This window comes from Paraburkholderia silviterrae (genome assembly GCF_004353915.1).
GTDB classification, from domain to species: Bacteria; Pseudomonadota; Gammaproteobacteria; order Burkholderiales; family Burkholderiaceae; genus Paraburkholderia; species Paraburkholderia silviterrae.
The window spans coordinates 61,130-85,873 of sequence record NZ_SMRP01000017.1; the positions used below are offsets into that span (position 1 = coordinate 61,130).

Sequence of the window (24,744 nt, forward strand, 5' to 3'; positions counted from 1 at the left end):
CCCTCCCATTCGGAACACCGCTATGAACGACAAATCTTCAGACAGCGTTGAAGAACTGCTGGCAGGCGGCAGCCGTCACCATCAGATTTTCCCGAGGCTGGATGAAAGGCAGGTCGCACTGCTGGAGAGATACGGCGAACGGCGCAAACTGAAAACGGGCGATGTGCTGTTCTCCGAAGGCGATCGGCACATTCCCATGTTCGCCATCCTCGCCGGGACCATTGAGGCGACGCGAGGATCTGGAGACAGCCTCCATATTCTCGGCTCGCACGGCCCCGGCAGCTTCACCGGCGAGGTCGGAACCCTTGCCGGCCGCGCTGCGGTGGCAACAGCGCGCGCCACCAGTGATTGCGAAGTCATCGTTATCGATGAGGAATCGCTACGCGCGCTCGTCATTTCGGAAGCGGAGTTGAGCGAAACGATCATGCGAGCGTTTATCCTGCGGCGCGTCGCGTTCATTCAGGATCAGAATGCGGGTGTTCTGGTCATTGGCAGCTCGGCCTCTGCCGCCACATTCCGCTTGCGGCATTTTCTGAGCCGCAACGCCCAGCCTTCGGCCTACTTCGATCTCGACGAGCATGAGGAAGCTAAAGCACTCCTTGAACGTTATGGCGCGACGGACGCTGACATACCGGTGCTCATCACATCGCAAGGCGTCGCGCTAAAACATCCGACCAACCGCGCCGCGGCGGATGCGATCGGCCTGAGCCCCGACAGGCTGAATGGCGAGCGGTTCGATGTGGTCGTGGTCGGCGCGGGGCCGGCTGGGCTTGCGGCCGCAGTCTATGCGGCTTCCGAAGGATTGAGGGTCGCGGTTCTCGACAGCAAGGCCCCTGGTGGTCAGGCGGGCACCAGCTCGAAGATCGAGAATTACTTCGGATTCCCAACAGGTATCTCTGGACAAGCGCTTGCCGGTCGCGGCTTGTCTCAATGCCGGAAATTCGGCGCCGAAGTTGGTGTACCAGTCCAGGTACTCGGCATCGAATGCCACGAGGCACAGCCCTTTCACATTCGTCTTGATTGCGACGAGCACGTGTATGCGCGCGCTGTCGTCATCGCTACCGGCGCTCGCTATCGACAACCGTCGCTGGCTCGCCTCGAGGATTTTGTGGGACGCGGAGTCTATTACAGCGCAACGTTCATGGAAGCCGCGTTCTGTGCAAATGAAGAGTTGATTATCGTCGGCGGCGGAAATTCAGCCGGCCAGGCAGCGGTTTTCCTCGCCGGATTTGCGCGTCACGTTCACATCGTGATTCGCGGCGACGGACTCAAAGCGAGCATGTCGAACTATTTGATCAGGCGGATTGACGCCGCTGCGAACATCACCGTTCATCTACGGACGCAGATCGTCGAGTTGAAGGGCGAGACCCAACTTGAATCCGTCATATGGGACAGGCAAGGGCATATTGAACCGAAGCCGTTCCGGCACGTCTTCCTGTTTCTTGGCGCACAGCCCAATACGGGTTGGCTCGGCGATTGCGTTGCGCTGGACAGGAACGGCTTTGTGCTCACTGGCCCCGATGCAATCAGCAGGTGGCCATCAGAGCGCCCTCCTCACTCTCTGGAGACGAGCCGACCTGGCATCTTCGCAGTAGGCGACGTTCGCAGCGGCTCGGTGAAGAGGGTTGCGGCCGCCGTCGGAGAAGGCGCTGCCGCCATTCAGTCCCTTCATCAATATCTGGCGCTGGATGAGTGACATCTGATTGCAAACATCAATGCGCTCCCTGATCCCGGTCTCGCAGGACTTCTTTTGCCGCGAGCGCCGCATTGATTGCCCTCGGGAATCCGGCATAAGCGGAAATCTGCGTGATCACCTCCACGAGCTCCTCCCCCGTCCCGCCAACGTTGAGAAAGCCATGCATGTGAACCTTGAGTTGCGGCGTGGCCGAACCCATTGCCGCCAGCGCCGCCACCGTAATCAGTTCTCGCAGGACGAGATCGATACCGGTGCGCGAGTACACATCGCCGAACGCGAATTCGACAATGAAGCGACCAAGATCGGGAGCGATGTCGTTCAACGATTCAATCACCCGTTCACCCACCGCACCATCGATGGCCCTCAACCCCGCCACGCCATCGTCGTAACGCGTCGCGCCCGGTGACACCGACACGGGCGCGGCGTCGACACCCTCCTCGCGGAACACGTCTCTTGCAGCCGACACGCCGTTGAGTGCAGCCGGAAAGCCTGCATAGACGACGAGGTGAATCATCAATTCCACGATTTCTCGCGGCGAACAGCCAACGTTCAACGCACCCGCGATATGGAAGCGAAGTTGCGGCTCGGCGCCCCCCATCGCCGCAAGTGCGGCAACCGTCGCGAATTGCCGCTGCCGCAGATCGAGTGCGGGTCGCGAATAGATTTCTCCATATGCGAAGCTGATCGCCATACGCGCCAAGTCCGGTGCAATGTCCTTCAAGGCCTCGTTGATCGAGGGCTCGTCCGTCTGTTCGATGGCCATCAAGTATTGGCGACCCAGCGTCAGAGTCGATTGAGCATTTTGCATGGTTTCCTCTCCAAGTTGAGTCACGTCGTTGCGGCTCGTTGTGCGAACGATAGCGACATCGGCGGCGGTGCGCTAATTCCTTTGGCGTGATACCTTTTGAGTATCACAAGCGCGAAGCGGAGCTTCACCCATGCAGGTAACCATCGAACTCTGGCAATTGCGGTACTTCGTTGCCGCGGCCGAGGAACTGAGCTTTCGGCGTGCGGCGGAGCGTCTGTTCATTACGCAACCGCCGTTGACGAGACAGATTCAGGCGCTCGAAGAAGTGATCGGCGCGAGACTGTTCGAACGCGATCGCGGCGGCGTAAGACTGACCTCCGAAGGCACCTATTTACTGACCGAAGCCCGCAATCTTCTCGCGGTAGCCGACGCTACCTTCGGGCGAATCGCACAGCGCACCGCGCTGGGCAAGCGCGAGCTCAGGCTCGGTATCACCACGGTGCTGGATCCCGCCTTATTTGCGTGGATCGAACCGGCGCTCAAGGCGCGCGACCCGGCACTACGGTTGATTCAAAAGCGGCAATACTCGAAGGATTCGGCGCGCGACCTCCGTGGCGGTTTACTCGACGCCGCGCTGATCGGTTTGCCGTCCCCAACGGAAGGCCTTCGCGTCGAACGGCTGTTCGACGAACCGCTCGTAGCCGCACTGCCGGAAGGACATGCATTGCGCAAACGCAGGCGCATTTCCCTGCTGGAACTGGCCGGCGACCCGCTGTTCTGGCCGCAACGACGGATCAATCCGAGCTACTACGATCACTTTGAGAGACTCTTCCGGGCACGCGGCTTCAATCCCCGGCGCGTCGCGGAGCCGACTGATCATCACGTGCTCCTCAGCCTGATCGCCGAGGGTCAAGGCGTTGCGCTGATTCCGTCGTCACTGAAATCCATTGTGCGTGACGGTGTGATCTATCGCGAACTCCGTGAGCAGACAGACTTGCGAATCGAAGTGGCGATCGCATACATGCCCGACGCGCACAATGCAGCGCTGCAGCAACTGATCGATGCGCTGCGATCGCACTATCGCATCGGCGTTGATGAAAATTCGAATGTATGAAAATCACGCCGCAACAGGCTGGCAAGCGCCCCCTACGAGAGGCGTGGTGATTTGAATTCGAGATCACGCCGTTAGTTTTCTTCGTTGGACGCGGGCACAACCCCCAACCATACTTCCGATCACTTAACACGGTGCAACGACGACCCTGGTTTCTAACGAGTTGAGGCGCTTGCCCCCACCACACGCGCTGGCACGGGTTCATCGGCCAGCGGCATTCGAACTAGTAACCAATAGGAGCGAGTCATGAATTACGCAACCCTGGCGGCGCCAGGCCGAGAAATGCCCACGACAGATGCGCTGACATTGATGCACGTCCCCGCAAAGTTCGACGTGACCCAATGGCCCCGGGAAGTCGAAGCGTTTCTCCACAAGACTACCAACCCTCATCACCGGGCCATGCTGAAGAACTACTTCCGCCATTTGCTGCTGGAAGTTGCAGGTTACTGGGATCAAATCATCGTCCCCGAACTCACCGTCGACGAACCCATGTACCGCGTCGGCGACCGGCGCCAGATGCACGTTCTGACGGGCAAGGCAGCCGTCGAGGGCTTCTATCGCGAAGCCGCAGAAACGCGCCAGAACGTGATGGGCGCACGGACCATGAACATGGGCGTCGACGACTATGGCATCACCACTGAAGCCGTATGGACCCACGTCGTGCCTGGGGTGTGCCTGAGGGACCATGGCATCAACGCCGACCCCGCGGCGCACTACCTGATGACGCACCACCTCTTCCAGATCTTCACGTACACGAACGAGCCCAAACCCAAGCTCATCGCGGAGCGTATCTACGACGACCCGGAAAGCTACACCTACGAAAAGCTTGCGCCCGCCGACGTCGTGACGCCGGAGATCGCCCGGGAACTCCTCGCCCCCTTCCTGGCTCGAGCCACGCTGGATTGATGGCCGCTCACGCGCAGGTTAAAGGAGTGACGACGTGCATCGGAACATCGTCACTCGATGCGGCCGCTACAGCGCCGGAAGAATCATTTGACCCTGTGCCCGTGCCGATAGAACAAAAAGCCGGAGATAAGCGAGGGGCGCGAAGATGCGACTCGTTCAGGCAGGCGCGCTGCTGATTAACCACATCGCGCCGGGCAAGCACACGCTCGCATCCTTCGCATAGGGCGCAAGCGCCTCGCGAACAGAGGCGGTGGCCGCGGAGACGACCTCGGCAGACTGGTTGCGCAACCAACTGTTCACGGCGCCGATCTGAGTTGACTGAACTACCGCCTCCTCCAGCCCTCGGCCGGCGGCAATATCGAGGTCCATGTCGAGTTTCTCGAAGCGCGGCGGCGCCCAACCGGCCGCAGTGAGAACCTCACTGACGTGATTCCGATCGGCGAAGGCGAACATACCGGGAGCGTTCGGCACCGGCTGCGGCCTCGGCGGCAAGTGCCGCGCGGCCGCGGTCATCGGCACTTCCATCCACGGGTTTTCGGCCAGCGAGCGCCAGCACACGAGCGCCATGCGTGCCTCCTGAGCGGCGGCGCGGCGCATATTGGCGAACGCTGCCACCCGATCGCCGAAGAACATCACTCCGAACGCGGAGATCAGCAAATCGTATTCGTCCAGCGCCGCCGTTGCCGGATCGGTCTGCTGCCAATCGACATTGGCGATGCCAGCTGCGCTCGCGCGCCTTTTGCCCTCGGCAAGCATTGGCCCGGAAATGTCCAAACCCGCCACGCGGCCGGACGGCCCCACGGCACGCGCGAATTCCAGCGTGGGCGCGCCACAGCCACAGCCGATATCCACCACCCGTTCGCCGGCACGCGCAGCGGCAAAGGCAAGCAAGGCGTCTGTCACCGGCGCGAGCGTGATGTCGGTGTGCTCCTGTCGAACCACCCAGATGTTGCCGCCGTTCCCGTTCCAGAAGGCAAGCATGTCGGTGTTGATCTCTTCAGGGGAGGCCATCCGGGTTCTCCTGCCAGGCGGGTGAGCACGTTGTGGCTTCGCCGGGCGATTATCTTGAGAAACTACCATAAACCCCGCGCGCTGGGCGACCGTTGAGCGGGGGTGACGCCGGACGGCGCATCTACGCCGCGCCCCGGATGAGCACGGAACGCCAACGGCGTGCCTCGGTCCGCCTCGGATGTCGAGACGCTCGGCGCGCTGCGCCACGCGCAGGTGGCAACCTGGTCGACCGCAATCCGCGTTTCGTGGTCTATCCGGTGCAGGAATGGTGCGGCCGTTCGACGGCTGGCGGCGACCACAATGTCGTGTTTCCCGGCGACGAACGCCCCGGCTTTCCGTACAACGCGCGCGGCGAACACAATCGCACGCTGGTCTGGAACGAGGGCATGAAGGGCAACGCGGTCGAGCTGGGCCGCTGGCCGGTGGAAGAACTTTGGGACGCCTACGCCGACGCGGACTGCATCGAGATCGACGTCAGCAATCTGGCCGCCGCACACATCGTGATCGAAGGGACCATCGACGGCTTCGTGAAAGTCGGGGATCCGCTCGCAGGCAATCCATTCGCACATGCGCCCACGTTCCGCCTTGAGCTCAGCGGCGCCGAACTGCTCGCGCGCGGCAGCACCACGCATGCGCTGGGCGGCACCGGGCTATTCGTGGCCGTCGAGCGGCTCACTGAGAAGCCCCTTCCCGTCGACCTGAGTGGCAGCATCGAAATTGCGTCCGGGAACGCTCAGTTCGGCTTCCGGCCCGTCTATTTCTTCGGGCGGCAGCGCGACGACAGCAAGGTGTGGTCTTCAGCGCAGTTCATCACATTTCGTTGACGTTGAGGATCACCTGCGGCGTGGACGAATTGATCCGGGTTCGCTCAGAAGCAGTCCGGCGTAGCGTTGCCCCGGATGGACAGCAATCGACTCGACAATCGGATGACAAGGTGTGCACATACCGGCATCGTCGCCAAACGGGTTGTGCCGACGCCCTTTGGCTATGTCGATCGTGCGCACGACAACGGTACGCGCGTGACGGCTGTCGCTGCGGCAGTGAGGTTTGCCACGCAACGATGCCTGGCCGTTCCTGAGCGCGCTCTGCGCGCGAGCGTTCGCCCGGTTGCGGCCAGAAGCGGTCAGTGGGGAAAGTTCCGCTTAGCTGCCGTTCGCGTCTCTTCCCTATCCTGTTCGCCTTATTTACTTCTGCTCCTGGCGTCTGCATGATTGCCAAGCCGCACGTAGGGCGCACTGGCCAAAAGGGGGTAGCGGACATGAGCAGACAGACTATCGGACATCACCGGGCGAAGATCGTCAAGAATGTTCTAGCCCATCTTGTTGCTGCTACTGTCGCCCCACTGATTATTCCGTTCACGAGCGGATGGCTGTTCTTCCTGCTGCATGAGTGGTTTTATCCTGCGGTGTGGGGCCTGCCGCCGCTTCAGTCACTCATCGGCGTCTCGATCAACAGCACGGCCGTTGGTTATTTCTTCACCTGGTTTTACGGGCTGCCGCTGGCAGTCATTCTTCAGCGGGTGAACCGGTACCAAATCAGCTATCTATTGGTTGCGAGTTCACTGCCAGCGCTGACTCTTCCCTTCTGGCAGACGGAATGGACAATTTCCGTTCTCCCCGTATGGATTGCCGGAGCTTCGACCGCGTATGTCTTCTGGCTTTTGACGCGCCGTAAAGCCCGACGAGATCCTCCATCTGACACCCTCACTTCACGGGCTCACGGCTGAGCCGGTCGGCGAAGGTCCGCTCTTGCAAGTAGCAACGGCTGCCATGGGTCGCGTGCTGCCGATCACAGCGTCGCGAGACTCGGGCTGCGTATGCGAATTGCATCAGGCTGTACCCGGCCATCTACGGACGTTGGCCCACGCCATCAAGTGCTCGGTCGAACGTCGGCTGCTGCTCCGGACCGGACCTTCGAGCAGATATCAGCCGATCGGGTCATTAGGCAACATCGGCCGGCAAATGGTTACACTAGAGCCTCTGGCCCCTTCGAACCTAACTTGGCTATGCCCCTGTCAGTTGAGTTGCAGTGCTTCATATCGCGCTCCGCCTGGTCGGCTAATTTGACACAGGAGCAACTCGCTCGCGTCCAGAAAGATGCCTTTCAACGGTCGTATTCTGCCGGCGCCCTGGTCTGTCATCGCGGAGCCCCTGCGGATCATTGGATAGGCGTGATCGAAGGGTTAGTCAAAGTCGATACGGTCTCGAAAGGTGGGCGGGCCACGACCTTTGCCGGCGTGCCGGCGGGTTCCTGGTTTGGCGAGGGAGCCCTATTGAAAGATGAGCCTCGTCCATACTCGGTGGTAGCGCTGCGCGACAGCGAAGTCGCATTTATTCCGCACAGCACATTTGAGTGGCTGCTTGAAAATAGCCATTCGTTCAGTCGATTTGTCATCGATCAACTCAATGCACGGTGTGGATACTACGTCGGTCTGGTTGGAAACCTCCGTTTACAGAAAGCGTCCGCAAGAGTCGCTTTCTGTCTCGCTGAACTGTTCAATCCGCAACTCTTTGGCGTCACCGATCTGACACTGGGTCTTTCGCAAGAGGAAATTGGACGTTTGTCCGGCCTTTCCAGGCAGAACACCAACCGGGCGCTTCGCGAGCTCGCTGATGCGGGGCTTTTAGCGATCGAATATGGCTCCGTCCGAATTCTTGACCTGACTGGGCTTCGAGATTTTGCGCATTCCGAAGATTGATCAGGCCGCTTACGTGACTATGCGTCAGACAGCTTCGTAATGGCTTCCCGGCTGCCAGCCTGCTCTCGAAGTCGAAACTTCTGAATTTTTCCTGCGCCCGTCTTTGGCAGTGTGCCGTACACGATCCTCACAGGACACTTGTAGTGAGCGAGCCGCTCTCGGCAGAACGTGACTAGCTCCCGTTCAGAAGGTGCATCGATACCCTGTCTCAATTCGACAAATGCGCAAGGCACTTCGCCCCACTTGGCATCGGGCTGCGCCACCACTGCTGCGAAGAGGACTGCCGGGTGTTGGTGCAATACGCCCTCAACCTCTACCGATGAAATGTTCTCTCCACCCGAAATAATGACGTCTTTGGAACGATCTGTGATCTGAATGTATCCGTCCGGGTGCACCACGGCAATATCTCCAGTGTGGAACCAGCCACCCTCGAAGGCCTTTCGGGTTGCGTCCTCGTTCTTCAGATAGCCTTTCATCATCACATTGCCGCGCAGCAGTATCTCTCCCTCGGTCTTGCCGTCCGCAGGAACTGACTCGAGCGTGGCGGAGTTCGCTACTCGCATGGCTTCAAGTCCGGAGGCCCGTTGTCCTTGCCGCGCCTTCAGGCGCGCCTGCTCCTCGTTGGCCAGTGCGCGCCAGTTTGCCTGGATGAAGCAACTGACCGGCGTGCCGGAGGCTTCGGTGATGCCGTATACGTGCTCGACCTCGAATCCCAGCTCGCTTACAGATTTCAACACGGTGGCCGGGGGTGGCGAACCCGCCGTGCGCACGCGAACGGCGCGAAGCAATGGGCCGCGCTCGCTGGCAGGCGCGTCGGCCAATGCGGCCAGGACGATGGGCGCCGCACAAAAATGATCGACGCCGTATTCGCGGATGGCTCTAAATATTCCTGCGGCATTGACTTTGCGCAGGCAGACATGGGTGCCGCCCGCTGCTGGGACTGCCCAGGCGAAGCACCACCCGTTGGCATGGAACATTGGGAGGGTCCAGAGATACACCGGCCCGCGCGGCATGCCCCAGTCAATCAACTGGAGCATGCTCATAAGCTGAACCCCACGGTGACTGACCACGACCCCTTTCGGGTCGGAAGTCGTTCCGGACGTATAGTTCAACGCGATGGCGGCCCATTCGTCCACAGGCCACACGCCTTCGAAGTCTGGGTCGCCCTCTTCGAGCAATTGCTCATAGTCCAGCTCACCTATTGCCGGTCCCGGCGGTGCTTCGAGATCGGCAATATCAATCACGAGAGGCCTGGTGGGAACGTGCTCGAGCGCGTGCGCCGCAAGGGCCGCGAATTCACGATCGACAAAAAGAACCTTGCATTCGCCGTGAAGCAGAATGAATCGAATGCCGTCGGCATCCAGTCTGCAATTGATCGTGTTGAGCACAGCGCCACTCAGTGGCACTCCGAAATGCGCCTCCACCAGCGCGGGCGTATTAGGCGCAAGGATCGATACGGTGTCGCCGCGCGTGACACCTCGCCCGACGAGTGCGCTGGCCAGCCGGCGGCAGCGGTTGCGCGTCTGCGCCCAGGTCTGTCGCATCGCGCCATGCACGATAGCGATCCGCTCCGGAAACAATCCGGCGCATCGATCCAGTGAGTGCAGCGGTGTCAGCGGAACATGGTTGGCTTCGTTTCGATCGAGTCCGTGCTCGTAGATTTGGGTGGGCATGCTATGTCTCCTCGTCTGATGTGAAAACTGTCCGGGTACAAGCGGTGCCAGGGACGACCTCTGAATCGGCACGCTCAAACCTTGCTGTACCACACCGAATCTAAACGTTGCGCTGGCCCGAAACTGTCTCGAACAAGACACTCCTTCGGTTCGTAGAGGGAGATTGGTTAGCCGATGTTGATTGTCATGTTCGAGACAACCGGTCCTTTTCTGCCCCGCTAATCTTGCTCATCAGGCAACGCTGCCGTGCAACGGAGTTGCGCGGGTTTGCTGACATTAGAGACAGACGGAGTGGCAGATGAAGAGAAGTGACACACCCCCGGCGATGGATGCCGATGTGCTACGCAAGGCCATCGAATGGGCCATCGTGTCGCGTCGCAGCATCAGGGCGTTTCTGCCCACACCGATTCCTCGAGAGACGGTCGAATCGATACTGGACGTGGCGCGGTTCGCGGCCACGGGCGTCAACATCCAGCCCTGGCGCGTACATGTCGTCACGGGGCACGCCAAAGACCGCATCTGCGCCGCGATCCAGCGGGCTAATGACGATTCGGCATTAGATGAGACATGCACGGACGAGTGGGACTACTACCCGCGCGAGTGGATATCGCCATACCTGGAAAGAAAACGAGCTGTGGGTTGGAAGCTATACGGGTTGCTTGGAATCGAAAAGAGCGACAGGCAACGAATGCAGGGCCAGCACAGCCGCAACTATCAATTCTTTGACGCGCCCGTCGGCCTGTTCTTCACGATCGACCGCGTCATGCAGCAGGGAAGCCTGCTCGACTACGGCATGTTCCTGCAAAACATCATGATCGCCGCTCGCGCCCATGGCTTGAGCACATGCCCTCAAGCGGCATTTATGAAGTACCACAAGGTCATTGCAGATCAACTTCGCCTGGAGACGAGTGAGATGTTTGTCGTCGGCATGAGTCTTGGATTTGCGGATGCCTCACGCATCGAGAACAGCCTCGTCACGGAAAGAGCGGAGGTTGGCTCGTTCACCACGTTTTATTCGGAGTAGCGGCGCGCATCGGAAGCGAATCCAGACGCGAGTCAGCGGCTTGCGTACCGAATGCATCAGCGCAGCGTCACATGAAAGGAAACGGACATGCAGATCAGAGACAACGTATTTGTAGTGACTGGGGCGGGTTCCGGCTTGGGAGCGGCCACGGCGAAGCTGATCGTCGAGCGGAGTGGCAAGGTGGTCCTGGCGGACGTCAACCCCGAAGCGGGTGAGGCCATCGCCGCACAGCTAGGGCCGGATGCCCGATTCGTTGCCACCGATGTCGCTAGTGAGCACAGCGCCCGCGCAGCTTTTGCAGCGGCCATGGAAATGGGGCCGCTCAGGGGACTCGTCAATTGCGCAGGCGTTGCTCCCGCCGAAAAGGTCATCGGCCGTGAAGGAGCGCACAGACTGGATTCGTTCGCGCGGACGATCAATATCAACCTGGTTGGCAGTTTCAACATGATCCGCATTGCCGCGGAGATGATGAGCGCCTGCGCGCCGGAGACCTCCGGCGAGCGCGGCGTCATCATCTGCACAGCCTCGGTGGCCGCGTTTGAAGGACAGGTGGGGCAGGCAGCCTACGCCGCTTCCAAAGGCGGCGTTGTCGCGATGACCTTGCCACTCGCGCGGGAACTCTCGCGCTGCGGCATCCGGGTGATGACAGTGGCTCCAGGCATTATGGAAACGCCGATGCTGCTCGGCATGCCCGCGGAAGTCCAGGAGGCGCTGGGCAAAACGGTGCCGTTTCCAGCCCGGATGGGCAAGCCAGCGGAATATGCCGCTCTGGTGGAGCACATCCTCTTGAACGAATACCTGAACGGCGAGGTCATCCGCCTCGACGGCGCCATCCGCATGGCCGCCAAATAAACCGCAACCCTCTTTTCAGCGAATAGACCATGTCCAAAGATCCGGTAGTTATCGTATCTGTCGCCCGTACCCCTATTGGCAGTTTCCAGGGGGATCTCTCCAGCTGCACAGCGCCGCAGCTCGGCGCCGTTGCCGTAAAGGCCGCTATCCAGCAAGCCAGCGTTAGCGCCGACAAGGTGCAGGAACTCATCTTCGGATGTGTGCTGGCTGCCGGCCTCGGCCAGGCCCCGGCGCGCCAGGTGGCAATCACCGCCGGACTGCCCCTGTCGGTGGGCTGCTCCACTGTCAACAAAGTGTGCGGCTCCGGCATGAAAGCCACCATGCTGGCCCATGATCTACTCATGGCCAACAGCAACGAGGTCATTGTTGCGGGTGGCATGGAGTCCATGACAAACGCGCCCTACTTCATCCCGAAGGCACGAGGGGGCTTCCGCCTCGGTCATGGACAGATCCTCGACCATATGTCCTTCGACGGCCTGGAAGATGCTTATTTCGATCGCGGCCGTCAAATGGGCACCTTCGCTGAAGAGTGCGCCGAGTCTTACGGCTTTTCTCGTGAAGATCAGGATGCCTATGCAATAATGTCAACCACACGAGCTCAGGCCGCTATTCGGTCCGGTGCCTTCGCGTGGGAGGTCACCCCCGTGATGACCTCCAGCAAAAAAGGCGAAGTTCTGGTGGAGCATGATGAGCAGCCGGGCAAAGCCAAACTGGACAAGATCACCAGTCTGAAACCCGCTTTCAAAACCGATGGCACAGTGACGGCGGCTAACTCCAGTTCGATTTCCGATGGTGCCGCCGCGCTGGTGCTGATGCGTCGTTCAAGCGCCGACAGACTTGGAATCAAGCCTCTGGCCGCTATCGTCGGGCACGCCTCCCACGCTCAAGAGCCGAGACTGTTTACCACCGCGCCCGCGGGCGCGATGGTAAAACTGCTGTCCAGGATTGGATGGGCGACGTCCAGCGTAGATTTGTGGGAAATCAACGAGGCATTTGCGGTCGCTGTCATGGCCGCCATGCGAGACATGGCTCTCGATCACGACAAGGTCAACATACACGGCGGCGCCTGCGCCCTCGGTCACCCTATCGGCGCTTCCGGAGCGCGCATTCTGGTCACCTTGCTTGCGGCCCTCAGATTGACGGGCGGACGCCGCGGAATTGCCAGCCTTTGCATCGGCGGTGGCGAAGCCACTGCCATGGCCATCGAGATGATTTAACGTAAGCGCCGGTCGGCCGGCGCACACTGTTGCGCCTGCAAAGGGATGTCGCGAAACGTCATTTGTCGCGCTTCGCCGTTTCGACTCGCATCTGGAGTTCCGCATGGACATACTTCAAAGCATGCGCATCTTTGTGCGCGTCGTCGAAGCCGGGAGCTTCACCGCGGCGGCAAACGGTATGGACCTCGCACCTGGCCAGGTCTCACGCGCCGTTTCGGATCTGGAGGCGCATCTTCGAACCCGGCTGCTCAACAGGACCACACGACGCATCGCGTTGACCGAAGCGGGTGAGGGATATTGCGAGCATTGCATTCAGATCCTCGCGCTGATCGAAGAGGCCGAGGCGGAAGCGGGCGACGCACATGCACGTCCGTTCGGGAAACTGAGGGTCCACACTCCCGTCGGGTTTGGACAGCACTACCTCATCAAGGCGATCGGCGCGTATCAAAAGCTATATCCGGAAGTGAAAGTCCGACTGACGCTCGCCAATGGCATGCCGGATTTCATCGAGGACGGCTGCGACGTTGCAATTGTCGGGGCGTTGGCATTATCGGATTCAGAGCTCATTTCACAGAAAGTCGGTAGTGCATTCAGCATTGCATGCGCATCACGTTCTTACATCGACGCCCATGGCGTCCCACACACGCCAGATGACCTCGAAGCGCATTCGTGCATCCACCTGAACACACCCGAGTTTCCATTGAACGTGTGGACCTTCGATGGGCCAAACGGAAAGGAGTCCATTCGATTCCGGCCAGCCTCGCTGGAAGTCAATACGCCGGAGGCTCTTGCCACTGGAGTACGGGAAGGACTAGGAATCGGCCTGATTCCGATCTACTCGGCGATCAGTGGATTGCGCAACGGTGAACTTGCCTGGGTACTACCCGAATACAGGTCGCAGGAGATGGGGTTGTACGCGATGTATCCATCGCGAAAATACGTTGACGCGAAGATTCGCACCTGGGTGGACTATTTGATGGATACAATGCCCGCCACACTGGCGGCTGATCAGGAAGCCGCTCGCAGATTTGCTCAGCGTTGATTGACTTCACGCATGTTTCTCCTCGGTCTCTCAGGATACCGGTCATTCAGCAGTGATATGGCGGGGGCTAGAGTGGCCGTAAAGGCGCCGATTGCTCGCCGGCCGGCTTGATTGGTCGAATGGCGGTTGCACCTTCGAAGCAGCCATTGCGGTAGCGCGATCTTGAACGGCAGTTCAGGGTCGATCTCGGCCCCCCCGCCTCATGCAGCACAACCTCCTCCTGCACATCCAGACGCCTACGCCCAACTTCTGCCCGTGCCGGCTTCGTCGCACTCAAGCCGTTTCCCGCTTTGTACCGAGGTATATCATCACTTAAGCGCCGTTGACCTTAAAGCTTGAGCGCAGCAACAGTCAGGAGACGCAGCAATGATCGATTCCGCGGATATAGTCATCATTGGCTCCGGCGGCCTCGGAGCTGCAACAGCCTACTACCTCGCAAAGCGCGGCACCCATCGCATCGCACTGCTCGAACGGCTCGAAATCGGCTCACAGACCTCTCCGCGCGCAGCGGGCATGGTCAATTGCCTGCGCAAGAGCGACTTGATGATCGAATTGATCAAGCGGGCGGTTGCCGGGATCAGGCAATTCTCCGCGGACACCGGGCAGCCTCTGGATTGGGTGCAGTCGGGCAGCCTCAAGGTGGCGCGGCGGCGAGCGGATGCCGAGGTGATTCAGGAGGACATCCTGCGCGGACGGCGCCACGGCCTGGACGTGGAGGAACTCTCCCTCGACGCGGCCCACAGGCTCAACCCGTCTCTTCAAACGACGGGAGTCGCTGCCGTAATGCGCATTGGCGACGACATGTATTTCAATCCCGCGCAACTGGCTGTCGGCTTCGCTCGTGCTGCACAGGCAAACGGTGCAGTGCTATTACCGAATACCGCAGTGACATGCATCCTGATCGCAGACGGCGAGGTGAGCGGCGTCGATACCACCGCCGGGCGCATACACGCCCCTATCGTCGTGGATGCAGCCGGTGCCTGGACGCGACAGGTCGCCGAAGCCTGCGGAATTCGTGTTCCTCTGGTTACGACAGCGCAGCAATTGTTCGTCACCGAGCCCGTGCCCGATGCCCGATGCCCGAGCCGACTTGCCGATGATCAGAATCATGGATGCTGCGGTGTACATGAGACCTTGTGACGGAGGACTTCTCTGGGGCGTCTACGAAGAAGATCCGCGTTTCTTCGATATTCTACGGTGCACGGTGACCTGAGCCTAATGAATCTGGTTCTTTGCAATCTGCAACGACAAAAACACTACATGCCCGTTCCCGTCTCGCTCTCCACCTCAGCAACGAGTGGCCACGCCCACCGCTCGAACTGCTCGGGCGGAACCGGCTTCGAATAGAGAAACCCCTGCGCGAAATCGCAGCCCACGGCCTTAAGAAACGCCTGCTGCTCCGCAGTCTCGACGCCCTCAGCAATGACCTGGATTCCAAGCTTGTGCGCCAGCACCACCATCGCCTCGCAGAGCGCCTGGTTATCTTCGTTCACGCTCAAATTCTGCACAAAAGACCGATCGATTTTTAAATAGTCGATTTCGAAGCGCTGAAGATAAGCCAGCGACGAATAACCGGTGCCGAAATCGTCAATCGAAATACCGATGCCGGCACGACGGAACGTCAATAGCTTCTCATCGATATTCGACTCCGACTGCAACAACAGGCCCTCGGTAATCTCCACGGCAACGCTCTCGCCCGCCATGCCTTCCCGGGTGAGGTACTCGGACCATCGCGCGCACTGCATGCTGTCCTGGCGAACCTGCACCGGAGACATGTTGACGCTCACCTGAAAGGCGCCGTCATACCGTTCGCGCCAGCGCCTCGCCTGCTGCACTGCCTGCCTGAATACCCAGTCGCCTATTGGCACGATCAGTCCCGTGTCTTCCGCCAGCGGGATGAATTCGAGCGGGCTGATCATGCCGCGCACGGGGTGGAACCAGCGGATCAGCCCCTCCGCCTTGCAGACCTTGCCGGTCGCCAGTTCGATGATCGGCTGATAGAACACCTGAAACTGTCTGTCCGGCAAGGCGGCGCGCAGGTCGCTCGTCAGCCGCAGACGCCTTTCGGCCTCCACGCGCATGTCGGGCGTGAAATAGCCGAAGCGATTGCGCCCGGCGTTCTTCGAGGCGTACATCGCCTGATCGGCATTCTTGAACAGCACGTCGAGCTCGCCGGCATCGTCGGGGTAAAACGTGATGCCGATGCTCGCGGAAATGAATTCCTCGTCCGCACCGAGCTTGAACGGCAGCGCCAGGCTCGCATTGATCGTCCTCGCGATCCACTCGACGCGTTCGTCGTCTTTCAGTTCCGGAACGATGACCGTGAACTCGTCCCCGCCAAGACGGGCCACGGTATCCATTTCGCGTACGCACGCGCTGATGCGGCTCGCGGCCTCCACCAGCAATATGTCGCCCGTGTCGTGTCCGAGAGAGTCGTTGACTTCCTTGAAGCGGTCGAGATCGATGAGCATCAGGGCCATGCGCCGTCCCGAGCGGCGCGAGCGCCGCGCTTCCTGGTCGAGACGCTCATGAAACATCTGCCGATTCGGCAGGCCCGTGAGCGCGTCGAAGTTGGCCTGTCGCCAGATCGTGGCCTCGAACGCCATGCGGTCGGAGAGATCGCGGCCGACGGCCATCACCGAATTCACCTCTCCGGAGCGGTCGATCTCCGGCGTGATGCGGATATGGGAGCATTGTTCCGTCCCCTCCTTGCCGATCCATCGGAGCTCGAACTGCGCGCTTTTCCCGCTGGCGATGACCTCGCGTATTTTCTCTTCGTAGCGCAGCGCGTTGGGTCCGCCGGGGTATTCCGAAGGCCGCTTGCCGAGCGCCTGGGCCAGAGTGCTCCCCGACGTTGCGCAAAACGCGGGGTTGGCATAAATGCGGCGCAGCTCCCGGTCGTAACGCGTAATGGTATCCGGCGAGTTTTCGATCAATGTGCGCGACTCGCGCTCGCGTGCCACGAGTTCCGCCGTGCGTTCAACGACGGTCTGCTCGAGCGAGGCGTTGATCTCGTTGATCTTCTGTATCTTCTGTCCTATCGCGCCGCGCATGCGCTCGAAGCGCAGCTCGAGCCTCGCCAGTTCGTCCTGGCCGCCCGCCACCGTTCCTGGCGGCACGCCCTCGTCCAGCGGGACGCCGGCATCGTCGCCCGTGTCGTGCATCTTGCGCACCAGCTTGATGAGCGGCTCCGAAATGCTGCGCGAGATGAAATACGCAAGAAAGAGCGAAAGCAGAAAGCCCGAAATGCCCACGAGCACGATCTGGTTGCGCACGGCCCGCGCCTCGATCGTCAGGCTCTTTTCCGCAATCGTGCTAACCACGATCCAGCTCGTATTGGGAATGCGTGCGTACGCGACGAGGTAGCGCTCGCCGTGCGTGCCCGTGACGCTCACAAAGCGGCTCGCGTCATCGGCTGCGCCGTTGTGCTCGATGCGCTCGATCAGGCCGGGCACCGACAACGCTGCCGCACTTGCCCGGCTATCGTCGGCCCGAATGATCGCCTTGTTGGTGCTGGCATCGAGAATGGATATCTCGATGCCGCTTCTGGAAGCGACATTGCTGAAGATCGTGGAAAAGTACTCCGGCCTCACGATCAACACCAGATTGCCAATCTTCTGGTCGTTGCTTTTGTCGAGGATCGCGGTCACCATCCCCAGGTTTTGCTCGCCAGCGCCGTTGTCGTAGCTGCCCCACCAGGTCCGCCCCTGCTGCGCCTCGGCACGCTGAACGAGGCCGGTGATGCCACGCGTCAATTGTGCGAACGCCTGCGTGTCCAGAATCCGGTTGTCCTTGTCGAGCAGATACTTCTGGTCGATGAAATCCACCGACCCATAATGCTCGAGGAGCAGCCGCGCCATGTCTTCGCGCGCCTCGCTGCGGTGCTGGATGCTCGCGCTCGTCGCGCCCGCGAGGGCGCCTTGAAGCGCGTTCGATAACACCAGCAGCTTGCTCTCGGTTTCGATCTGCTCCATGCGCATCCGCACGTTCTTCGAGACCTGCTCGACCACCTCCTTCGAGAAGACTTCCGCATTCTCCTTGATCGCCGCAACCGATTTCACATACGAGAGGCAGCCCGAAATGATCACGGGCAGCAGGCACAGCAGCACGAAAGCCGCCATGAGCCGGTGACGGATCTCGACGCGCCGAAGCAGATCCTGCGACAGGTAGTCGAACGCGACGCGCAGCGGTGCGGGAATCAAGTTCATTTGTAGTGCATCTTCGCTTCGTTCTTCACCGACTGGTCCAGTCGCCTGGCGGCTTCCCCTGGCGTTATTTTGTGGAGCAGCACGTCCTGCATGAGCCCATGCACATATTCGATGGTATTCGAGGGCAGCGACGAATAATACGGGCTCGCCGTAACCGGATAGCGGCGAACCGCGTTGGTGTAATCGACTATCACCGGGTCGCTGACCGCCATGCCCGCATTTTCGCGGAACGGCGAAATGTTATGCCGCTTCTTTTGCAGGATCAGAAAACCTTTGCCCGCCATGAATTCCAGAAAGCGCATCGCCGCAGCTTTTCTCGGCGTCTCGCATACGGCAAAACCCGTTTCGCTGCCGAGCACCGGCACGACCTGCGCGCCGCGCGCATTCCACGGCGGCACGAATACGCCAGTCTGAAAGGCATTGCCGTGCAGCATCGCGCCGGCAGACCAGCTGCCCTCGAAAGCCATTGCCACCTTGCCTTGCTTGAACAGCCGGATCCCGTCGTCGTAGCCCGTCGTCATAAAGGCAGGCTGGACATAGCCGCGTGCGGGAATCAGCGCCATTTTGGCGAAGATGTCGGCGACCGCGGGGGTGTCCAGATTCAATGTGCCGTCGGCCATCTTGTTGCGCCAGTCCGGCGCGTTTGCCACGACGTCGTTGGCGAAGCCCGAAGCAAATGGTCCATTGCCGAGCATATTCGGAAAACCGCCGCTCCACATGATGGGCGTGAAGCCCGCCCGTTTGAGTTGCGCGCAAACCCGCACGAACGCGTCGAAGTCGGTCGGCAATTCGGTAATGCCGGCCTTTTCGAACATTGCCCGGTTGTAATAGATCATTGTGGTCGCCACGCCGCCCGAAATGCCAAACCCTTTGCCGCGACGACTGGTCCAGTCGGCCTTGAGGGGAGCAAGCATGTTATTCCAGGCGGACGTCTGCCGTAAATCGGCAAGGATGCCCTGGTCCGCCAGATCGGCCGCATAGGCATTGGGATTGACGCTCACGAAATCGGGCAGCGTGCCCGCAGCCACGCGCGGCTTGATATTTTCCTCGACCGAGTTGCCGATCATGAATTGAACGTCCACGCGCACGTCCGGATTCGCCCGGGTGAATTCGGCGGCGATCTGCAGCATCTCCTGCGGCCAGTCGGGAGCCCAAACCAATGCGGTGATGGTTGTCCGGGCGGCTGGACGAGCGCTCGTCGAGGCGTCCTTGTGCGCGCGGCAGCCAAACAGTAAAGCCAGCCCAATCAGGCAGTAACACAACCAGAAAAACTTGACTCGTCCCACGCAACGCTCGCTTTCAGTTTAAGGATGGGCCGATACGGCTTCATTAGCGGCTTCATTGGCGCATTCATTAGCGCCTTCATTGGCGCGTTCATTAACGGCTTCATTCGATGCTTCGAAACATCTCAGCCGTCTTGCGGCCACCGTTCGATCCGGGCGACAAGCACAGTTCGCTTGCACGGGCGTGGCCGGCGAACAGGACGAATGCTCACAATGATGCCTCATCCGCATATCGGCTGGAGAATTCAATCCTTTAGGGCCGGTTCGCACGCTGTTGCAGCATGCGCCAACAACGCCACTGCCGTTCCGTTCTCCGTCCGCCGCTACGGGCTGGCACGGTCTTGCCGCAGGCGCACACCGCGCCTAATGTTTAAACGCGGGCACGGGGGAAGGACCAGGTCATATGCGCTGCGCAAACTGCGGATTCGATAACCTCACCGGCGCCAGGTTCTGCGAGGCGTGCGGCGCGATGTTGCTGCGCGCCTGTCCGCGCTGCGCGCACGAGGCGAGCCCGTCCGCCCGATTCTGCAACGCGTGCGGCGCGCCCCTCACCGACGCGCCTGCCGCCTCCTCCGCGCGCGCGCCTGGGGATTTGCGTCCACCGCCCGCGCCTATCCAGTACACGCCGCACCATCTGGTCGAGCGCATCCGCGCCGAGCAGGCGGCCATGGAGGCGCGCGGCGAGACGGCCGGCGAGCGCAAGATGATCACGGCGCTGTTCGCCGACATGGCCGGCTCCACGGCCTTGATTCACAATCTCGATCCGGAAGAGGCCCACCGGCTGATCGAGCCCGTCGTCGCGCTAATGATGGAAGCGGTCCATTACTACGAGGGCTACGTCGCCAAGTCGCTGGGCGACGGCATCCTCGCGCTATTCGGCGCGCCCATCGCCCACGAAGACCATGCACAGCGCGCGCTCTACGCGGCGCTGCGCATGCAGCAGACGATGCGGCGCCACAGCGACAGCATTCGTCTGGAGAAAGGCATTGCGCTGCAAATTCGTGTAGGCGTGCACACCGGCGAGGTGGTCGTGCACTCGATCCGCACGGACGATTTGCACACCCATTACGATCCGGTCGGACACACGATCAACATTGCGTCGCGAATGGAAAACATCGCCACGCCCTCTTCGATCCTCGTGAGCGAATTCACGCACAAGCTGGCCGAGGGCTATTTCGAGTTCAAGGCGCTGGGCGCCACGCAAGTCAAGGGCATTCCCGATCCGCTCGTGGTGTACGAGGTCCAGGGTCTCGGTGCGTTGCGCACGCGCTTGCAGCTCGCGGCGCATCGCGGGCTGGCTCGCTTTGTGGGGCGTCAGGCCGAGCTGGAGCAGTTGCACGAGGCGCTGGAGCAAGTCAAGGCTGGACATGGGCAGGTCGTCGCCGTGGCCGGCGAAGCCGGAGTCGGCAAGTCGCGCTTGTTCCACGAGTTCAAGGAGCGCTCGCGGCGCGGCTGCCTGCTGCTGGAAACGTTTTCGGTCTCGCATGGCAAGGCCTTTGCCTATCTGCCGCTCATCGACTTGTTAAAGAACTATTTCCAGATCGCACCCGAGGACGACGAGCGGCAGTGCCGCGAAAAAGTCACGGGCAAGGTGCTCACGCTCGAACGCAGCTTCGAGGATCTCGTGCCTTACCTGCTGTATCTGCTCGGCATTGGCGAGCGCGGCTCGGCGCTCCCCGACATGGATCCGCAGATCCGGCGCGATCGTACCTTCGAAGCCATCATCAAGCTACTGACGCGCGAGAGCGACGACCAACCCGTCGCACTGGTGTTCGAGGACCTGCAATGGCTGGACCGGGAGACCGAAGCATTCCTGGCCTGCCTGATCGAGCGCTCTACCCACGCGCATCTGCTGCTGTTGCTGAACTATCGGCCCGAGTACGAGCCCGCCTGGGCGGGTCGTTCTGCGCGGCTCAGGCTCGAGCCGCTACGCCCGGCCGAGGTGCAGGGACTGCTCACCGCGCTGCTGGGAGACGATCCTTCGCTTGTCGCGCTCAAGCGCCTCATTCAGGAGAAAACGGAGGGTAATCCGTTTTTCATGGAGGAAGTCGTCCAGACGCTCGCGGAAGAGCAATCGCTGCTCGGCGAGCCCGGCCGCTACCGGATCGGGCACACCCCCGCCTCCCTGCACATTCCCGCCACCGTCCAGGGCGTACTCGCCGCCCGTATCGACCGGCTGCCGGTGGCGGAGAAAGAGCTGTTGCAGACGCTCGCCGTGATCGGCAAGGAATTTCCGTTCAGCCTGCTCCAGTGCATATGCATCGGTCAGGTGGCGCAGACGGACAACGACCTGCGCCAGTTGCTGGCCCACCTCGCGGCGGCGGAGTTCATTTACGAGCGGGCCGCGTATCCGGAGGTCGAATACTCGTTCAAGCACGCGCTGACCCAGGAGGTCGCGGGCCACTCGCTGCTCACGGAGCGGCGCAACGTGCTGCATGAGCGCACGGCGCAGGCCATCGAGACGTTGTTCCCCACCCGGATCACCGACTATTGCAGTGAACTGGCACATCACTACAGTCTGAGCGGCAATATTCCGAAGGCCGTGGAGTACCTGCACCGGGCCGCCCAGCAGGCCGTTCGGCATGCCGCGCATCTGGACGCGATGCGGCATTTGCGGGCGGCGCTGGAACTGCTCAAGCGTCTGCCCGATACGCCCGCGCGCGCACGCCGGGAGCTGTCGCTGCTGCTTTCGCTGGGGCCCGCGCTGATGGACGTGCAAGGCTATGGCGCGCCCGAAGTGGCGGCGACTTACACGCGCGCGCTGCAATTGTGCGAGCAGATCGGCGAAGCGTCGGAGCTCTTTTCCGCGCTTCTAGGCTTAAGGATTCACTATATTTCGCGCGCCGAATACGCAACGGCGCGCGAGCTGAGTGAGCGGATGCTCCGCATGGCAAGCGATGAAAAGGACTCCGGATTGCTTGTCGAGGCGCATAGCGCATTGGGTGTATGCCTGTTCTTCCTGGGCGAATTCGCGGCCAGCCGCGAGCACCATGAGCGCGCCCTTGCGCTCTACGACCCGGCGCAGCATCAGGCCCATGTCTTCGCTCATGGCGTGGATCCGGGCATCCGGGCCCTGAACTACCTCGCAATGACGCTCTGGCATCAGGGATACCCCGATCAGGCGCACCAGCGCAGCCTCGAGGCGCTGGCCCTCGCGCGGCAACTCGCGTACGGGCCGACCCTCGCATTCGCCCTGGCTTACGCAGCCGAATTGCACCAGCTTCGGGGCGAAGTCTCGCTGGCCCTCGAACGCGCCGAAGCCGCCATGGCGGTCACGTCCGATCAAGGGTTGCCCTACTGGCTCGCGTGGGGAATCGCGCTGCGCGGCTGGGCCCTTACCAAGCAGGACCGCCTACAAGAAGGCATTGCGCAGATGCGCGAGGGGCTAGCCGATCAGCGGGCCCACGGTGGCGAGGAGGAGCGCTCGTACTTTCTGGCGCTCCTTGCCGAAGGCCTCGGAATCGCGGGGGACAGGGAAGCCGCTTTACGCGTGCTGGACGAGGCCATGTCGATCGCCGAGACGGCCGGAGAGCATTGCTACGAGGCCGAGTTGCATCGACTCAAGGGGATCCTGCTGCTCGGTGCGCAAAACGACGGCAATGGCCAATCAGGAACCGTCGACGAAGCCGAAGGCTGCTTTCACAAAGCGCTCGATCTGGCGCGCGAACGCAATGCGAAATCGCTGGAATTGCGCGCGGCTTCGAGCCTCGCCCGCCGGTGGCAGCGCGCGGGAAAAATCGCGGAGGCCCGGGAGATGCTGTCCGAAGTCTATGGCTGGTTTACCGAAGGCCACGATACCGCCGACCTGCGGGAAGCGAAGGCGTTGCTTGACACGCTCGCGGCAGTCGAGGAGACCCACAACGTATATCGCGAATAGAACGGACCACGTGCCTGCGCAAGCGGCGCAATGCTCAACCAGGCAGGCAGACTCCGCTCAGTCGCTCAACGCATCCAGCCGCTCGACGATCTCATCGAACGATGGCCGCATCTCGACATGCTCGCTGAGACAATCCGCAATCAGCGCCTCGAGTCCGGCGGCGTGCTCACCCGCTTGCCCGGCCAATCGTTGCGCGAGCTCTTCGAGCAGGCACCCGAACGCGCGCACCTCGATCCGCTCGAGCGCCTGCGCGCGTGCGCAATCGGCTGCATCATGAAACGACGCCGCGCCGAAGTCGCCGAGCAATACGTGGCCCGCGCCGTCATGCAGGATGTTGTGTGCGTACAGATCGCCGTGCATGATCCCCCGCCGGTGCAGATGCCGCGCCGCCGACGCCATCCCTCGCGCGATCCGCAAGGCAATCGGCCGATCGAATCGCACGTCTTCCGCGTAGACGTCGCGCGTGCACGAGTCGAGGCTCGGCGGCCCCGCGAGATTACGGAACGCCGGATCGATCAACGCCATCACGAGGCCATGCTCGTCGAGCGGATGCCCTGTGATCTTGCCGAGCACAGGAATGAGATTCGGGTGCGCCCCGGCTTGCAGACAGGCGGCCATTTCGAGGTCCGGCAAACCATCGCTCGTCACGGCCCCCTTGAACAGCTTGACGGCAACGGCCTCGACCGGATGCCCGTCGCGCAGCAAGCGCGTCGCGCGATGGATCACGCCCGATGCGCCCTCGCCCAGCGCTTGCCCGAGCGCGAGCGTATGCCAGTCGATGTCGGGCACCGGTGCATCGGCCAATGCCGCCCGCTCGCGCGCGGCGTTCAGCGGATTGCCCGCGCAGGCGAGCCACGCAAGCCGCGGCAGGCGCAGCAGCCACTCGGGCAAGGCGTCGAGATGGTTCGCGGAAATGCGCAGCAGTTCCAGGCGGCTCAATCCCGCCATGGTCTCGGGCAGCGCGCGCAGCCGGTTGCCAGCAAGCATCAGCTTCTGCAGATTCGGCCGCTCGCCAATCTCCGCCGGCAACGTTTCGATGGCGTTGTCGGTCAGGATCAGCCAGCGCAATGGCAGCGGTAGCGCACGCGCCGGAACATGCTGGATCCGGTTCGCCTTGAAGCCCACCATGCTCAACGATTCGCAGTCGCCGAGCACGGCCGGCAACTCGGTGAAAGGGTTATTCGAGGCAAACAGAATGCGCAGCTTGCGCAGCCTCGGCAAATCGTCCGGCAGCGCGGTGAGCGCATTGCCGGAGAGGTCGAGCACCTCGAGCGTGTCGGCGAGGTCGAAAATCTCGCGCGGAAATTCGCTCAACCCGCAAGCGAGCTTGAGCTGTCGTGCGCCGGCGAGCTGTCCGTCGCGCAGTTGTTCGAGGGTAGAGGTCTTCACACGTGGATC

At 61.4% G+C, this 24,744-nt stretch carries 18 protein-coding genes; 12 read left to right on the plus strand and 6 right to left on the minus strand.

The window, feature by feature from the left end; genetic code table 11:
- The first annotated feature begins 22 nt into the window (after positions 1 to 22).
- Positions 23 to 1,696: an FAD-dependent oxidoreductase gene (locus tag EYW47_RS27130; protein WP_133197927.1), complete on the plus strand. Its 1,674-nt coding sequence runs from the start codon at positions 23 to 25 to the stop codon at positions 1,694 to 1,696.
- A gap of 16 nt (positions 1,697 to 1,712) precedes the next feature.
- Here the strand turns inward: EYW47_RS27130 and EYW47_RS27135 are convergent, their stop codons facing one another.
- The gene (locus EYW47_RS27135) at positions 1,713 to 2,504 is read right to left on the minus strand and encodes a carboxymuconolactone decarboxylase family protein (protein WP_133197928.1); all 792 of its coding nucleotides are present in this window, start codon (positions 2,502 to 2,504) and stop codon (positions 1,713 to 1,715) included.
- Positions 2,505 to 2,634: 130 nt separating this feature from the next.
- Between EYW47_RS27135 and EYW47_RS27140 the strand changes: the two genes are divergently transcribed.
- The gene (locus tag EYW47_RS27140; protein ID WP_133197929.1) at positions 2,635 to 3,558 is read left to right on the plus strand and encodes a LysR family transcriptional regulator; all 924 of its coding nucleotides are present in this window, start codon (positions 2,635 to 2,637) and stop codon (positions 3,556 to 3,558) included.
- A gap of 243 nt (positions 3,559 to 3,801) precedes the next feature.
- Complete coding sequence (locus EYW47_RS27145; protein WP_133197930.1) at positions 3,802 to 4,461, plus strand: hypothetical protein; 660 nt, start codon at positions 3,802 to 3,804, stop codon at positions 4,459 to 4,461.
- A gap of 156 nt (positions 4,462 to 4,617) precedes the next feature.
- Here the strand turns inward: EYW47_RS27145 and EYW47_RS27150 are convergent, their stop codons facing one another.
- The gene (locus EYW47_RS27150; RefSeq protein WP_165976686.1) at positions 4,618 to 5,472 is read right to left on the minus strand and encodes a class I SAM-dependent methyltransferase; all 855 of its coding nucleotides are present in this window, start codon (positions 5,470 to 5,472) and stop codon (positions 4,618 to 4,620) included.
- Between the two features lie 137 nt (positions 5,473 to 5,609).
- Here EYW47_RS27150 and EYW47_RS27155 point away from each other — a divergent pair, with 137 nt between their 5' ends.
- The 3 genes from EYW47_RS27155 to EYW47_RS27165 all read left to right on the plus strand — a co-directional run bounded on the left by EYW47_RS27155 (position 5,610) and on the right by EYW47_RS27165 (position 8,170).
- Positions 5,610 to 6,296, plus strand: a complete 687-nt coding sequence (locus tag EYW47_RS27155; RefSeq protein WP_240763941.1) for a hypothetical protein — start codon at positions 5,610 to 5,612, stop codon at positions 6,294 to 6,296.
- A 434-nt stretch (positions 6,297 to 6,730) separates the two neighbouring features.
- A complete protein-coding gene (locus EYW47_RS27160) occupies positions 6,731 to 7,198 on the plus strand; it encodes a hypothetical protein (RefSeq protein WP_133197932.1) in 468 nt (155 codons plus the stop codon).
- A 279-nt stretch (positions 7,199 to 7,477) separates the two neighbouring features.
- Complete coding sequence (locus tag EYW47_RS27165; protein ID WP_133198027.1) at positions 7,478 to 8,170, plus strand: Crp/Fnr family transcriptional regulator; 693 nt, start codon at positions 7,478 to 7,480, stop codon at positions 8,168 to 8,170.
- 17 nt (positions 8,171 to 8,187) lie between these two features.
- Here EYW47_RS27165 and EYW47_RS27170 read toward each other — a convergent pair whose 3' ends face one another.
- Positions 8,188 to 9,843: an AMP-binding protein gene (locus tag EYW47_RS27170; protein ID WP_133197933.1), complete on the minus strand. Its 1,656-nt coding sequence runs from the start codon at positions 9,841 to 9,843 to the stop codon at positions 8,188 to 8,190.
- A 298-nt stretch (positions 9,844 to 10,141) separates the two neighbouring features.
- Here EYW47_RS27170 and EYW47_RS27175 point away from each other — a divergent pair, with 298 nt between their 5' ends.
- The 5 genes from EYW47_RS27175 (at position 10,142) to EYW47_RS27195 (ending at position 15,118) form a co-directional block, all read left to right on the plus strand.
- On the plus strand, positions 10,142 to 10,867 hold the full coding sequence (locus EYW47_RS27175; RefSeq protein ID WP_133197934.1) for a nitroreductase: 726 nt from the start codon (positions 10,142 to 10,144) through the stop codon (positions 10,865 to 10,867).
- A gap of 87 nt (positions 10,868 to 10,954) precedes the next feature.
- Entirely contained in the window at positions 10,955 to 11,719 is a 765-nt protein-coding gene (locus EYW47_RS27180) for an SDR family NAD(P)-dependent oxidoreductase (RefSeq protein ID WP_133197935.1), read from the plus strand.
- 29 nt (positions 11,720 to 11,748) lie between these two features.
- Positions 11,749 to 12,936: an acetyl-CoA C-acyltransferase gene (locus EYW47_RS27185; RefSeq protein WP_133197936.1), complete on the plus strand. Its 1,188-nt coding sequence runs from the start codon at positions 11,749 to 11,751 to the stop codon at positions 12,934 to 12,936.
- Between the two features lie 103 nt (positions 12,937 to 13,039).
- Positions 13,040 to 13,978, plus strand: a complete 939-nt coding sequence (locus tag EYW47_RS27190) for a LysR family transcriptional regulator (protein WP_133197937.1) — start codon at positions 13,040 to 13,042, stop codon at positions 13,976 to 13,978.
- 366 nt (positions 13,979 to 14,344) lie between these two features.
- Positions 14,345 to 15,118: an NAD(P)/FAD-dependent oxidoreductase gene (locus EYW47_RS27195; RefSeq protein WP_240763942.1), complete on the plus strand. Its 774-nt coding sequence runs from the start codon at positions 14,345 to 14,347 to the stop codon at positions 15,116 to 15,118.
- Positions 15,119 to 15,234: 116 nt separating this feature from the next.
- Here the strand turns inward: EYW47_RS27195 and EYW47_RS27200 are convergent, their stop codons facing one another.
- Together EYW47_RS27200 and EYW47_RS27205 are read right to left on the minus strand one after the other, a co-directional pair.
- Entirely contained in the window at positions 15,235 to 18,186 is a 2,952-nt protein-coding gene (locus EYW47_RS27200; RefSeq protein ID WP_133197938.1) for a bifunctional diguanylate cyclase/phosphodiesterase, read from the minus strand.
- A complete protein-coding gene (locus tag EYW47_RS27205; protein WP_133198028.1) occupies positions 18,183 to 19,316 on the minus strand; it encodes an extracellular solute-binding protein in 1,134 nt (377 codons plus the stop codon). The genes EYW47_RS27200 and EYW47_RS27205 overlap by 4 nt, the downstream gene beginning before the upstream one ends.
- A 556-nt stretch (positions 19,317 to 19,872) precedes the next feature.
- Between EYW47_RS27205 and EYW47_RS27210 the strand changes: the two genes are divergently transcribed.
- Positions 19,873 to 23,346 carry an adenylate/guanylate cyclase domain-containing protein gene (locus EYW47_RS27210; RefSeq protein WP_133197939.1) on the plus strand — a complete coding sequence of 1,158 codons (3,474 nt, stop codon included), beginning with the start codon at positions 19,873 to 19,875 and terminating at the stop codon, positions 23,344 to 23,346.
- 57 nt (positions 23,347 to 23,403) lie between these two features.
- Here the strand turns inward: EYW47_RS27210 and EYW47_RS27215 are convergent, their stop codons facing one another.
- Complete coding sequence (locus EYW47_RS27215; protein ID WP_165976687.1) at positions 23,404 to 24,735, minus strand: protein kinase; 1,332 nt, start codon at positions 24,733 to 24,735, stop codon at positions 23,404 to 23,406.
- Positions 24,736 to 24,744 lie beyond the last annotated feature (9 nt).

Coding starts and splice junctions, on each gene's coding strand:
- EYW47_RS27200 (WP_133197938.1), bottom strand. CDS start 18,186: ATGAACTTGATTCCCGCACCGCTGCGCGTCGCGTTCGACTACCTGTCG.
- EYW47_RS27160 (WP_133197932.1), top strand. CDS start 6,731: ATGAGCAGACAGACTATCGGACATCACCGGGCGAAGATCGTCAAGAAT.
- EYW47_RS27185 (WP_133197936.1), top strand. CDS start 11,749: ATGTCCAAAGATCCGGTAGTTATCGTATCTGTCGCCCGTACCCCTATT.
- EYW47_RS27195 (WP_240763942.1), top strand. CDS start 14,345: ATGATCGATTCCGCGGATATAGTCATCATTGGCTCCGGCGGCCTCGGA.
- EYW47_RS27210 (WP_133197939.1), top strand. CDS start 19,873: ATGCGCTGCGCAAACTGCGGATTCGATAACCTCACCGGCGCCAGGTTC.
- EYW47_RS27150 (WP_165976686.1), bottom strand. CDS start 5,472: ATGGCCTCCCCTGAAGAGATCAACACCGACATGCTTGCCTTCTGGAAC.
- EYW47_RS27135 (WP_133197928.1), bottom strand. CDS start 2,504: ATGCAAAATGCTCAATCGACTCTGACGCTGGGTCGCCAATACTTGATG.
- EYW47_RS27170 (WP_133197933.1), bottom strand. CDS start 9,843: ATGCCCACCCAAATCTACGAGCACGGACTCGATCGAAACGAAGCCAAC.
- EYW47_RS27190 (WP_133197937.1), top strand. CDS start 13,040: ATGGACATACTTCAAAGCATGCGCATCTTTGTGCGCGTCGTCGAAGCC.
- EYW47_RS27130 (WP_133197927.1), top strand. CDS start 23: ATGAACGACAAATCTTCAGACAGCGTTGAAGAACTGCTGGCAGGCGGC.
- EYW47_RS27165 (WP_133198027.1), top strand. CDS start 7,478: ATGCCCCTGTCAGTTGAGTTGCAGTGCTTCATATCGCGCTCCGCCTGG.
- EYW47_RS27140 (WP_133197929.1), top strand. CDS start 2,635: ATGCAGGTAACCATCGAACTCTGGCAATTGCGGTACTTCGTTGCCGCG.
- EYW47_RS27145 (WP_133197930.1), top strand. CDS start 3,802: ATGAATTACGCAACCCTGGCGGCGCCAGGCCGAGAAATGCCCACGACA.
- EYW47_RS27205 (WP_133198028.1), bottom strand. CDS start 19,316: ATGCTGCAGATCGCCGCCGAATTCACCCGGGCGAATCCGGACGTGCGC.
- EYW47_RS27180 (WP_133197935.1), top strand. CDS start 10,955: ATGCAGATCAGAGACAACGTATTTGTAGTGACTGGGGCGGGTTCCGGC.
- EYW47_RS27175 (WP_133197934.1), top strand. CDS start 10,142: ATGAAGAGAAGTGACACACCCCCGGCGATGGATGCCGATGTGCTACGC.
- EYW47_RS27155 (WP_240763941.1), top strand. CDS start 5,610: ATGAGCACGGAACGCCAACGGCGTGCCTCGGTCCGCCTCGGATGTCGA.